Source organism: Parasphingopyxis sp. (assembly GCF_052168295.1).
Classification (GTDB): Bacteria; Pseudomonadota; Alphaproteobacteria; order Sphingomonadales; family Sphingomonadaceae; genus Parasphingopyxis.
This window is the reverse complement of record NZ_JBQLZN010000053.1, coordinates 1-11087: the sequence shown is the minus strand read 5'-3', so window position 1 is coordinate 11087 and position 11087 is coordinate 1. Positions and strand designations below refer to the sequence as shown.

13 protein-coding genes and 1 tRNA gene are annotated in these 11087 nt (G+C 63.1%); 8 read left to right on the top strand and 6 right to left on the bottom strand.

The window, feature by feature from the left end; genetic code table 11:
* The 5 genes from ACTS1Z_RS09225 to ACTS1Z_RS09205 all read left to right on the top strand — a co-directional run.
* Positions 1 to 130, top strand: a 130-nt coding sequence (locus tag ACTS1Z_RS09225) for a 30S ribosomal protein S15 (protein ID WP_442624163.1), incomplete at its 5' end; no start/stop codon positions are given.
* Between the two features lie 258 nt (positions 131 to 388).
* Complete coding sequence (gene pnp / locus ACTS1Z_RS09220; RefSeq protein ID WP_442624162.1) at positions 389 to 2647, top strand: polyribonucleotide nucleotidyltransferase; 2259 nt, start codon at positions 389 to 391, stop codon at positions 2645 to 2647.
* A 176-nt stretch (positions 2648 to 2823) separates the two neighbouring features.
* Positions 2824 to 3543, top strand: coding sequence for a hypothetical protein (locus ACTS1Z_RS09215; protein ID WP_442624161.1), 720 nt, complete (start codon positions 2824 to 2826; stop codon positions 3541 to 3543).
* Positions 3544 to 3639: 96 nt separating this feature from the next.
* Positions 3640 to 3876, top strand: coding sequence for a hypothetical protein (locus ACTS1Z_RS09210; RefSeq protein WP_442624160.1), 237 nt, complete (start codon positions 3640 to 3642; stop codon positions 3874 to 3876).
* A gap of 63 nt (positions 3877 to 3939) precedes the next feature.
* Complete coding sequence (locus ACTS1Z_RS09205) at positions 3940 to 4455, top strand: retropepsin-like aspartic protease family protein (protein ID WP_442624159.1); 516 nt, start codon at positions 3940 to 3942, stop codon at positions 4453 to 4455.
* Here the strand turns inward: ACTS1Z_RS09205 and ACTS1Z_RS09200 are convergent.
* From ACTS1Z_RS09200 to ACTS1Z_RS09185, 4 genes are all read right to left on the bottom strand, one after another.
* The gene (locus tag ACTS1Z_RS09200) at positions 4452 to 5534 is read right to left on the bottom strand and encodes a cell wall hydrolase (RefSeq protein WP_442624158.1); all 1083 of its coding nucleotides are present in this window, start codon (positions 5532 to 5534) and stop codon (positions 4452 to 4454) included. The genes ACTS1Z_RS09205 and ACTS1Z_RS09200 overlap by 4 nt on opposite strands.
* 171 nt (positions 5535 to 5705) lie before the next feature.
* Entirely contained in the window at positions 5706 to 6608 is a 903-nt protein-coding gene (locus tag ACTS1Z_RS09195) for a peptidylprolyl isomerase (protein ID WP_442624157.1), read from the bottom strand.
* A 42-nt stretch (positions 6609 to 6650) separates the two neighbouring features.
* Positions 6651 to 7280 (bottom strand): hypothetical protein, encoded by a 630-nt coding sequence (locus ACTS1Z_RS09190; protein WP_442624156.1) that lies wholly within the window; start codon positions 7278 to 7280, stop codon positions 6651 to 6653.
* Between the two features lie 119 nt (positions 7281 to 7399).
* Positions 7400 to 8215, bottom strand: coding sequence for a LytTR family DNA-binding domain-containing protein (locus ACTS1Z_RS09185; protein WP_442624155.1), 816 nt, complete (start codon positions 8213 to 8215; stop codon positions 7400 to 7402).
* A gap of 161 nt (positions 8216 to 8376) precedes the next feature.
* Between ACTS1Z_RS09185 and ACTS1Z_RS09180 the strand changes: the two genes are divergently transcribed.
* Positions 8377 to 8467, top strand: a tRNA-Ser gene (locus ACTS1Z_RS09180).
* A gap of 86 nt (positions 8468 to 8553) precedes the next feature.
* Positions 8554 to 8805, top strand: coding sequence for a nitrate/nitrite transporter NrtS (nrtS, locus tag ACTS1Z_RS09175; RefSeq protein WP_442624154.1), 252 nt, complete (start codon positions 8554 to 8556; stop codon positions 8803 to 8805).
* A 10-nt stretch (positions 8806 to 8815) separates the two neighbouring features.
* On the opposite strand, the gene nhaA is transcribed toward nrtS, so the two are convergent.
* Positions 8816 to 10021, bottom strand: coding sequence for a Na+/H+ antiporter NhaA (gene nhaA, locus ACTS1Z_RS09170; RefSeq protein WP_442624153.1), 1206 nt, complete (start codon positions 10019 to 10021; stop codon positions 8816 to 8818).
* A 123-nt stretch (positions 10022 to 10144) separates the two neighbouring features.
* Positions 10145 to 10321, bottom strand: coding sequence for a YdcH family protein (locus ACTS1Z_RS09165; protein WP_442624152.1), 177 nt, complete (start codon positions 10319 to 10321; stop codon positions 10145 to 10147).
* 348 nt (positions 10322 to 10669) lie between these two features.
* Between ACTS1Z_RS09165 and ACTS1Z_RS09160 the strand changes: the two genes are divergently transcribed.
* Positions 10670 to 11087, top strand: a 418-nt coding sequence (locus ACTS1Z_RS09160; RefSeq protein ID WP_442624151.1) for a LysR family transcriptional regulator, incomplete at its 3' end; no start/stop codon positions are given.

The following is an 11087-nucleotide window of genomic DNA, read 5'->3' as shown; positions in this document are numbered from 1 at the left end:
CAAGGACCATCATTCGCGCCGCGGGCTGCTGATGCTGGTCAACAAGCGCCGCAACCTGCTCAGCTATCTGCGCAATGTCGACGAGGGCCGCTATCAGGACCTCATCAAAAAGCTGGGTCTTCGTAAATAGAGTTTTTGGGGAACGGCTCCGTCTGCGGAGCCGTTTTCATTTGGAAATGACAAACTGTCATTTCCACCCGTTAGCCCTGAGCTTGTCGAAGGGCGTTTATCAGTCGGAGAAGCGGGCTTCGACAGGCTCAGCCCTAACAGAACTGGGCAAGCCCTAATGAGACAGGAGCAATAAGGCTCCAAACACGCGGACAATTCGGTCCGCATAAAGAGCGCCGAACCGCATAGGGCGGCCGGCGCGCAGAAAGTGAAGATAAAGATGTTTGACGTAAAGAAAGTCGAAACCGAATGGGGCGGCCAGACGCTGACCCTCGAAACGGGCCGGGTGGCCCGTCAGGCCGATGGAGCGGTGCTCGCGCAGCTCGGCGACACGGTTGTGCTGTGCGCTGTCACGGCCGCCAAATCGGTCAAGGAAGGGCAGGATTTCTTCCCGCTGACCGTGCACTATCAGGAAAAATATTCGGCCGCCGGACGCATTCCGGGCGGCTTTTTCAAGCGCGAAGGCCGCGCGACGGAAAAGGAAACGCTGACCAGCCGTCTTATCGACCGGCCGATCCGCCCGCTTTTCCCGGAAGGCTTTTACAACGAGATCAACGTGATCTGCCAGGTTCTCTCCTATGACGGCGAGAACGAGCCTGACATTCTGGCGATGGTCGCGGCTTCCGCTGCGCTGACGCTGTCCGGCGTGCCGTTCCTCGGCCCGATCGGCGCGGCGCGCGTCGGTTACAAGGATGGCGAATACCAGCTCAACCCGAGCATGGAAGCGGTCTCCGAGGGCGAGCTCGATCTCGTCGTCGCAGGTACGCACAACGCCGTACTCATGGTCGAATCCGAAGCGCAGGAGCTGTCGGAAGACGTGATGCTCGGCGCCGTCATGTTCGCGCATGAGGAATCGAAGAAGATCGTCCAGGCGATCATCGATCTCGCCGAGCAGGCCGCCAAGGAGCCCTGGGAAATCGATGTCGATATCGATCAGAGCGCTGTGAAAGCGAAGCTCAAGAATCTCATCGGCGCCGATCTCGAAGCGGCGTACAAGCTGACCGACAAGCAGGAGCGTCAGGACGCGATCAACGAAGCGCGCACCAAGGCGCGCGAAGCGTTCGACGAAGAAGGCGATCCGGAAGCCTATCTGGCGTCGCTCAAGCTCGTGAAGAAGCTCGAGGCCGAAATCGTGCGCGGCGCGATCATCAAGGACGGCACCCGCATCGACGGGCGCAAGCTCGACGAGGTCCGCCCGATCGAAGCGATGGTGCATTTCCTCCCCCGTGCGCACGGCTCCGCCCTGTTCACGCGCGGCGAAACCCAGGCGATCGTCACGACCACGCTGGGCACCAAGGACGCAGAGCAGATGATCGACGGGCTGAACGGCCTCTCCTATTCACCGTTCATGCTCCACTATAACTTCCCGCCCTATTCGGTCGGCGAAGTGGGCCGCTTCGGCTTTACCGGCCGGCGCGAAATCGGCCATGGCAAGCTCGCCTGGCGCGCGCTGCATCCGGTCCTGCCCGATGCGGAAGAATTCCCGTATACGATCCGGGTTCTCTCCGACATCACCGAGTCCAACGGCTCGTCCTCCATGGCGACTGTCTGCGGTGGCAGCCTCGCGATGATGGATGCCGGCGTGCCGCTCAAGCGGCCGGTGTCGGGCATCGCGATGGGCCTGATCCTCGAAGGCGACGATTTCGCCGTGCTCTCCGACATTCTCGGTGACGAGGATCATCTCGGCGACATGGACTTCAAGGTCGCCGGCACCGAGAAGGGCATCACCTCGCTCCAGATGGACATCAAGATCGCCGGTATCACCGAAGAGATCATGAAGACCGCGCTGGAGCAGGCCCATGGCGGCCGTGCCCATATCCTGGGCGAGATGGCGAAAGCCCTCGACACCACGCGCACCGAGCTTTCGGACTTCGCGCCGCGCATCGAGACGATGCAGATCGACAAGGAAAAGATCCGCGACGTCATCGGTACGGGCGGCAAGGTGATCCGCGAGATCGTCGCGGAAACCGGCGCCAAGGTCGATATCGACGACGAGGGCGTAATCAAGCTGTCGTCTTCGGACGTCAACGAGATCGAAGCCGCGCGCAAATGGATCGAAGGCATTGTCGAGGAACCGGAAGTCGGCAAGATTTACGACGGCAAGGTCGTCAACATCGTCGATTTCGGTGCGTTCGTGAATTTCATGGGACAGAAAGACGGCCTCGTCCATGTCTCCGAAATCAAGAATGAGCGCGTCGAGAAGGTGACCGACGAACTGTCCGAAGGGCAGGAAGTGAAGGTCAAGGTTCTCGAGATCGACGGCCGCGGCAAGGTCCGCCTGTCGATGCGTGTCGTCGACCAGGAAACCGGCGAAGAGCTGGAAGACACCCGTCCCCCGCGTGAACCGCGCGGCGACAAGGGCGGCCGGGGCCGTGGCGGACGCGGGCGTGGCCCGCGGCGGGATCGCGGCGACCGGAACGAGGATAAGGGCAAGCAGGACGCCGAAGGCGATCTGCCCGAATTCATCACCAAGGACTAACCGCCGAAATCATCGGTAACGGGAGAGGGGCTCGCTTGCGGGCCCCTTTTTCGTAGGCGCGGACCTGTCCCGTAGTGGAGCAGGCGTGAGCGGGCGGTTCACAAGCGGTTCAAGCGCGAGCCTTATGGTTGAAACCATATTGGGGCGCCCGGTTATCGGGCCGTGGGGAAAAGATCATGCAGATTGCGCGCATCAGGAATATCGCCTTTCTGGCCGTCGCGGCGGCCGGGCTGTCCGGCTGCACCATCTATGACGGCTATGGCACCGGCTATTACGGAAACCGCTATGCCGGCGATCTCTACCCCGCCGAATGCTACGATAAAGACGGCTATATCTATCCCGAATGCGAGGACGCGGCCTATATCGCGCGCAACGGCTACGGCTATGGCAGCATCTTCTACAATAACCGCTACGGGCCCTATGGCTGGTACGACGGCTTTTACTATCCCGGCTATTCTTTCTACGTCTACGATCGGCTCGGCCATCGTTATCGCTGGCGCGACCATCACCGTCGGCACTGGGAAGATCGTCGTGCCCGTCGCCATGCGCGGCGCGGTTATGACGGACGCCGCGGATATGATGGCCGGCGCGGATATCGGGGCGATCGAGATGTTACCCGTCGCGATCAACGTCGGGCGGATCGGCGCGCCGAGCGACGGGAAGACAGGCGCAATCGTGGCGGCGCCCGCAACAGCTATCGCGGTCCCTATCCGCCGGTGACGAATAACAGTCCGCCGCGACGCGCGGATGGCAACCGCGGCGGGCGCGGTCCTGGCGCCGTTCGCCGGGCACCTGCACGCAACGCAGCGCCGCCGCCGCGCGCCAACACGCGCTCTACGCGGCAGAATTCCACACAGCGGATGCGCAACGGACCGCGCGAGACGCACCCCGAATAAGATGAACAGAAACCGGTGATCCCGGTCACAGCCGATTCATCTCCATTCATCGATACTCGGCCACGTTCCATCGACGGAACGATGAGGAGATAATCGATGTATCACGACCAGAACGCCTTTACCCCGGCCCGGTTGGGAATTCGCATCGTCTATCGGGCGAACGAAACCAACCATTGCCCCGGCTGCGGCCGCTCGCACTGGCTTATCGGCCGCATGAGCGCCGAATGCGCTTTCTGCGGCACCGCCCTGCCCCTCGAACGCGGGCCGACGATCGGCACCGGCCTGTTCCGCAATCGCGGCAAGACCGACGCTTTCGCGCCGCTCGCGGCCTGACGATAGCGCCAACCTGAACGGCCTGGAAAGGGCTGCTTAACCCCCTGCCGTTATAAGGGCGGTATGGAGAAGCTCGTCCCGATAATCGGTCTTGTGATGATCGCGCTCGCCTTTCTCGGCGGCGAGCGCGAGGCCGAGCCGGTTCCGGTCGAGCTCGCCTCCGACGCCGTCGAACCGCAATCCGACCCGGACATGGGGCGCGCCGGGGATGGCGTTTCGCAATTCGCGACCAGCCGGGCATCAGACGGTCATTTCTACGCCGATGTCCGGATCAACGGAACGACGAGCCGCATGCTGATCGACACCGGCGCCAGCAGCGTTGTGTTGACGCGCGAAGATGCACAGCGCGCCGGCATTCAGGCGCGTCCCGGCGAGTTCACCGCGACTGCGCAGACCGCCGGCGGTCCGATACCACTCAAACCCGTAGTCATCGATCGTCTCGCGATCGGCGGTATCGACAGCCGCAACGTCCCGGCCATGGTCGCGGAAAACGATCTGCCAGTGTCGCTGCTCGGCCAGTCCTTCCTCGAAAGGGTCGGCACGGTCGAGATCAGCGGGGACCAGATGCGGCTGCGCTAGCTGCCAATCCAGCGCCCGCTATCGCGAAATTCCGGGCGTATCTGCGAATCCGGCAATGCATCCTCAATCGGGCGGCTTCTCGGTAGATTGTTCGGCACAGGCTCGACGGTCGCATCGGCGACACGATCGCGGATAGCGGGCGCGGGCGGCAGGCCGTCGTCGATTGTTGCTTCGGTCAGGTCTTCAGCCGCCCCTTCGGCGGTTGCGACATCGCGCGGCCGCCATGGGCGCGGTGCGGGTTCGCGCCCGGAATAGCGCACCGTAAACGCGCGCGGCGAGCCAGCCGACCCGCGCAGCCGGTGAAACAGGTGCCGGCCGATCATGTTGGTCATGGTCAGCGTCCGCCCCCAATAAGGCCAGATGTCGAGCGTGTGATAATGGGTCGCATAGCCGACCTCGCCGAACTGCCGCCCATCAATCGCCTCGCGCGCATAGCGCCGCGCCTGTGCCCAGAGGCTCGGCAACGGCCGCCGGGCCAGGGCGCCATCGCAGGTAAAGGTGAACTGGCAGCCCGTGCTTCGCTCGCTACCCTCGTAGACGACGCCGCAAATGCTGTTCGCATAGCCGGGATGGCGGACCCGGTTGAGAACGACCTGCGCGACGGCCCGTTGTCCCGCTTCGGATTCCGTCCCCGCCTCATAATAGATCGCCTGTGTCATGCAGAGCAGCGCGCGTTCGCGATCGGCATCGCTGGCGGGCCGGAATGCGATGCCGGCGGGCACTGGCCCCTGATAGCCAGAATGCGCGGCCAGTTCGGCTTCGATGGTAGCACGAACCGCCTCCTCCTCCGCCTCGGTCAGGGTGACCGGCAGCGCGCTGCCGTCCTCGGCATGGCCGACAAGTTCGGAGAATGGCCGCGCTTCGGGCAGCGGCACGGTGAGGCCGCGTTCAGGCAGCGCCAGACCCGCAGCACTCAGTGTGACGAGGCCGACCAGCGCCAGAAACGCCGCCATGATGCCGGACAGCGCCGGCCGTTTTCGCGGCGATGATGCAGTTCTGCGTCGTTCGAGTATGAGCGTCTCAGTTGATCGGGCGTTCGCGCGCGCGAGACTGTCGGGCTGCGTAGGCGCAGCGTGCAACGGCGCCTCCTCGGCCCAAGTCCCCTGCATCCAGCGGGGCAGCGATGTCCCGGCATCGGCCACGGCTTCGTCCCTCTATTCGAAAATCCCGCAGCATCGGGCTAGGCGAATTTCGGCGCGAAGTACCGCTAATAGATGGTTAACCGACGGCCGGCGGGCCGCCAAAGATGCTTAATCGGTCACCGCACGCCGGATCGGCAGATTGACGTTGCACACATCCACCGCTCCGGCCGGACGGACGAACCAGCCGGTCCGGTTGGCCCGCGCATCCACATAGGCGCGAAAGGCTTCGCTATCGGTGCGCAGGACCTCGAAACGCGGTTGCAAGGCCGCGTCCAGCTCGCTGGCAAGACGCACGCTCGCGATCGGCACGCGTTGCTCTTCGTCCTCGTAGAAGCCGAGTGGCCCGGTCCCGCGCGGCAGGCTGGAGAGATGCTCGATTCCCGCGATCACGCGCCCGACCAGCGCGATGTTACGGTCGAGATGGCGCGGCGCATGGCCGATCACCGTGTAAAGCTCGGCGCCGGTGCCCGTATCGGGATCGTTGCCGCGCCCGGCTCCGACCATCCCGTAGCAATGGACGAGCGTCCCGCTGCGCACGCCGTCTTCGCGCGGACTATGGCCGACCGGCCAGCCCTCCAGATAGCCCGAATATTGTTCGTAATGCCCGTCCTGAACGTTGGAGAAGGCACTCAGGAAGAGGTCGCTCATCGGGAAATCATATTCGGCTGGCGGCTCGCGCTCGATGCCCTCGGGAAGCGCCTTACTGTTGGTCGCATCGCCCCACTGGACGACATAATTGTCCTGCACCCGGTTGATGCTGATCCCGTCATACCAGCCTTCGCGCGCGAGCCTGCGGATATTGGCGACATGGATCGGGGCGAAACCGGGCGCGAGTTCGATAAGCACTTCGGCGCCGTCGCCGAGCGTCATGACCAGCAGATTTTCCGGCAAGACCGGCCGCCAATCCTCTTCGGTCGTGGCCGCGACGATCTCGGCCGGCGATTGCGGCGCAGCGGGCGCCTGCATGGCGAGGAGCAGTGGAAGGGCGGCGATAAGGGCGAGCTGTTTCATGCTGCCCTTTTGCCATGGGTTGCCCCGCGATTCCAGATTGGCCTAGTCGTCCGCCGGCGCCTCGACGAGATTGCCGACGACGGAACGGCTAACATACCGTAAATTCCACGGCACCTGTGCTTCGCCCCATTCGCCATCGTCCTGCCGCGTGCGGATTTCGCCCCAGCTGTGGACCGTCCCGTCGGGCTCGGGAACCCAATACCAGGTGCGGTGATATTCGACGCCGTCGGGCCCCGCGAACTCTTGCGTCAGCACGATCGCACTGTCGCTTTCGCGCCGCTCGCCCTGCACCGTGATCGCCCCGCCGGCATTGCCGACCCACATCTGCTGCCAGCGCGGCCCCGGTATCAGCGAGGTGATCGACATGCCGCCATAGCGATGCGGCGCGCCAGGCGTGCGATAACGGTCCGTCATCTGCGACCATTGCTGACGCAGCGCGCAGCCATGCTCGATCTTCTCGATCCGGTCGATGCCCTGGACGACGCCGGTATCGTAATCGAATGCTACCCACTCGCCGACCCAGAAATCGAACTGCCGAAACGGCTCGGCCGAACAGGGTTCGACAAATTCTCCGTCATCGCCGGCGGGTGGCGTCTGTGCATGTGAGGGTCCGGCCAGCAGCACGGCTGCAACGGCGGCTCCGCTGGCGATTTTCGCTTTTGTCCTGAACATTCCAAGCTTCTCCCGACCGATATGTGTCGGAAGCGCCCTCTCACAGCTCAGGCTATGGTTTGAAGACCCGGATGAAGCCGATGTGATCAACGCGCACGGTGCTGGGATGAATGCGCACGCTATTGGGCCGGATTTCGGAGCACCTCCGACTGTCGGGCGGCGGCGTGCTGCACGTTGAGCAACTGTTCCAGCACCTGTTTGCCCGATGCGCTGACCGGAAATTCCCGCCCGCCCGGCATCAGGACATTTTGCGCGCGGCCCGATCCACGGCGCACCGACACAATCGCATCGGCCCGAACGAGGTGGGATCGGTGCACCTGCACGAATCCATGGCGCGCGAGCAGGGCTTTCATCTCCCCAAGCGTCGCGCGATGGAGAAACTCGCCACTCTCGGTCACGAGCGCGACATAATTGCCCTGTGCCGTGGCGGCGATCACATCGTCGATATCCACGATATCTACGCGCAATGCCGATCGCACGACGATCTTGCCCGCCTCCGCCTCTAACGGCCCACTATCCAAAGGTCGCCGGAGCGCGCCCAGTACATGGCCGGCGAGCAAGGCGACCGCAAATATCAGAATATCCCAGATCCATTCGCGAAAGCTGTTCGCGGCTAATATCTGGCCCGGCGTAACGCCCCAATAAGCGGACACGACGAACGCCATATTGGCGAGCACGATGGCGGCGATCGCTGCGGCGAGGACCATCGTCTCCAACGCCAGCCGCGGCCAGCCCGACCGGCGCCGCGCTTGATTCAGGCCGACATGAACGGTCAGCGGCGCCGCGATCAGCCAGGGCAGAAAACCGAGTGCGTAGATTTGCGCGATCTGCAGGATGTCGGCGCCGGCGCTTCGTGCGTCGAGATAGCTGGTCAGCGTGAACAGCCCGACCGTCACGATCCATAACAGCGTGGTCAGCCGCACAAGCGCAAACATCGAGACCGGTGCCTGCCTTCGGAATTCTGAAGCGCGCCTATTCGCCATCAGATCAATCTATCCGTTTTTCGCCACAGCGCCAATCTGCGGCCTTAAAGGGCGTGCGCGGCCTTGCGCTGGGGACCGCTCCGCTTTAGGTGCAACCGCTTGCCAGGATATGCGGAGCGGTGGCCGAGTGGTCGAAGGCGCACGCCTGGAAAGTGTGTATAGGGTAACCCCCTATCGTGGGTTCGAATCCCACCCGCTCCGCCACTCTCCGACACGGCCCGCATCTTCGTCCATTGTCTCGGCCCTAGGCTTGGGTCTAACCCGAACGGTGCAAATGGCGGGAGGATGGTATGGCGAACCAGATCACGAACGCGGCAAAGCCCTTTCACCGGCTCCTGCTCGGCCCGGTAACCGTTCGACGGGCAATCAAGGTTTCGCTGGTGATCGGGACGCTGCTTGTGCTGATCAACCAAGGCGACCTGATCATGGCCGGAGCCATGCCGCCGATCTGGAAGATCCTGCTGACCTATCTCGTGCCCTATGGCGTGAGCAGCTACTCGACGGCGGCGCTGCTGCGCGATACGGCGCGGGCGGGCGCGTGACGCCCGCCGATCACGCCGGCGCAGGCTGGGCCGAGGCCGGCTCGCTTTGCCTGCTGCCCGAGATGCGCAGCAGGAAGTAGCCGAGCAGACCCGAAATCAGCGAGCCGACGATTACGCCGAGCTTAACCTGCTCCATCAGAGCGCCGTCGCCAAAGGCGAGCGTCCCGATGAACAGGCTCATCGTGAAGCCGATACCGGCGAGACAGGCCAGGCCGTAAAGCTGCACCCAGGAAATCTCTTCGGGCTTCTTCACGATACCGAGCGCATTGGCGGCAAAGGCAAAACCGAAAATGCCGACCTGCTTGCCGATCAACAGGCCCAGAGCGATGCCGAGCGGCAGCGGCGCGAGCAGATCGGCGACGCTGATCCCGGCGAGGCTCACACCGGCATTGGCGAAAGCGAATACTGGCAGCACGAGGAACGCCACCCAGGGATGGAGCTGATGCTCGAGATGCTTGAGCGGCGAATGGCCGTCCTTCCCGCCGCTAAGCGGGATGGCCAGGGCCGCGACGACGCCGGCGAGGGTCGCGTGGACGCCGGACTTGAGCACGCACACCCACAGGATGATGGCGATGAGAATGTAGGGCGCTATCCGCATCACGCCGAAGCGGTTGAGCAGGAACAGCGCGACCACGGCGACGGTGCCGAGCATCAAGGCCATCATCGAGAGATTCGATGTATAGAACAGCGCGATGATGAGGATCGCACCGATATCGTCGATGATCGCGATCGCCAGCAGAAGCACCTTCAGCGCCACCGGCACGCGGCTTCCGAGCAGCGCCAACACGCCGAGCGCAAAGGCGATATCGGTTGCGGCCGGGATCGCCCAACCCTCGAGATTTTCCGGGATGCCCCAGTTGATCGCAACGAAAACCAGCGCCGGGATCGCCATACCGCCGATCGCGGCGACGATCGGCAAGCCGGCCTTGTCCATCGAGGAGAGCTCCCCGTCGAGAATTTCGCGCTTTACCTCGAGCCCGATCAGGAAGAAGAAGATCGCCATCAGCCCGTCATTGACCCAGAGGAACAGCGGCTTGGCGATCTCCAGCGCGCCCGCGCGCACTTCGATCGGCGTCTGCCATAGGCCCGCATAGATATCGGCCAAGGGCGAATTCACGACGATCATCGCAAGAATAGCGGCGGCGAACAGGAAATATCCGCCCGTCGTTTCCTGGGCGAGAAATTCCTTAATGGCGGGGCGCAATTCAGCGATCATCGAATCTCTCTTCGGTTTTAATGTTTGTTTTGAACGCTGTGCCCGCGACGGGCACAAATAGAAAGGGGTGGCGCGCCGTTAGAGGGGGCATCGGCGCGCCACCCAGGGAGGGAAGTTGTTACGTCAACCGGCCGGGCGCGCGCTGCCCCTGTCCAGCGCCTGGATTTCATCCCGTATCGCAAGCCGTATCTTTTTCAGACGCCCTATTTCCGACGCCTGTTCGGGCGTGAAACGTTCGCCGTCGATCCGTGCATCGAGCTCACGATGTCTGGCGATCAAGCTGTCGAACCTGCGTCTCATGTCCTTCTCCCGTCAATATCGCCTAGGGCTGTATCGGGCGCGGCGACAAGGCGATCGGATCGCTGGCCGGAAAAGTATCCGCCAAAGCTTCGTCGAGCCTTGCATCGAAGTTGCGCTGATCACGCGCCTGACGGCGTCGCGTATCGCGTGTTATAATCTGCGGCGCGCGGCTTATGCTGCGCCGGTGCCGGGCAGTCCGCAGCTTGCGCAGCGTGGCAAGAAAATCCGTCATGATTCTCGCATCCTTTCCGACCTTACAGCACCAACTTAAGCGGTGACTTGCAATCGATCCAATCGAATGATAGATCTTTCATCCATAGTTTTGATCTATGCAAGGTTCCGGATAGCATGCCGACGCTGCGTCAGCTCGAATATCTCGTCGCAATCGCCGATAATCAGCATTTCGGCCGCGCCGCCCAGGCCGTGCATGTTTCCCAACCGACACTCAGTCAGCAGTTGCGTACATTGGAAGACAGGCTCGGTGTCGTGCTCGTGGAGCGCGGCGCACCGACCGCGGAATTGACCCCTATCGGACGCGAACTTGTCGAACGCGCGCGCAAGATCCTCGTCGAGGTGCGCGAACTGCGGGCGATGGCGCATCGCGCCGGAGAAAAACTAGCCGGCACGCTGCGGTTCGGCGTGAGTCCGACGCTCGGCCCCTATCTGATGCCATCGATCGTTGCCGCGCTGCACCGGCAGCAGCCGGATCTCAGGCTGTATATCCGCGAAGGCATACCCGACGACCAGGCGATGGAATTGTCGCGCG

Bases quoted from the DNA above. Each gene is read 5' to 3' on its own strand.
- pnp (WP_442624162.1), top strand. From the start codon at position 389: ATGTTTGACGTAAAGAAAGTCGAAACCGAATGGGGCGGCCAGACGCTG.
- ACTS1Z_RS09215 (WP_442624161.1), top strand. From the start codon at position 2,824: ATGCAGATTGCGCGCATCAGGAATATCGCCTTTCTGGCCGTCGCGGCG.
- ACTS1Z_RS09210 (WP_442624160.1), top strand. From the start codon at position 3,640: ATGTATCACGACCAGAACGCCTTTACCCCGGCCCGGTTGGGAATTCGC.
- ACTS1Z_RS09205 (WP_442624159.1), top strand. From the start codon at position 3,940: ATGGAGAAGCTCGTCCCGATAATCGGTCTTGTGATGATCGCGCTCGCC.
- ACTS1Z_RS09195 (WP_442624157.1), bottom strand. From the start codon at position 6,608: ATGAAACAGCTCGCCCTTATCGCCGCCCTTCCACTGCTCCTCGCCATG.
- ACTS1Z_RS09190 (WP_442624156.1), bottom strand. From the start codon at position 7,280: ATGTTCAGGACAAAAGCGAAAATCGCCAGCGGAGCCGCCGTTGCAGCC.
- ACTS1Z_RS09185 (WP_442624155.1), bottom strand. From the start codon at position 8,215: ATGTTTGCGCTTGTGCGGCTGACCACGCTGTTATGGATCGTGACGGTC.
- nrtS (WP_442624154.1), top strand. From the start codon at position 8,554: ATGGCGAACCAGATCACGAACGCGGCAAAGCCCTTTCACCGGCTCCTG.
- nhaA (WP_442624153.1), bottom strand. From the start codon at position 10,021: ATGATCGCTGAATTGCGCCCCGCCATTAAGGAATTTCTCGCCCAGGAA.
- ACTS1Z_RS09165 (WP_442624152.1), bottom strand. From the start codon at position 10,321: ATGAGACGCAGGTTCGACAGCTTGATCGCCAGACATCGTGAGCTCGAT.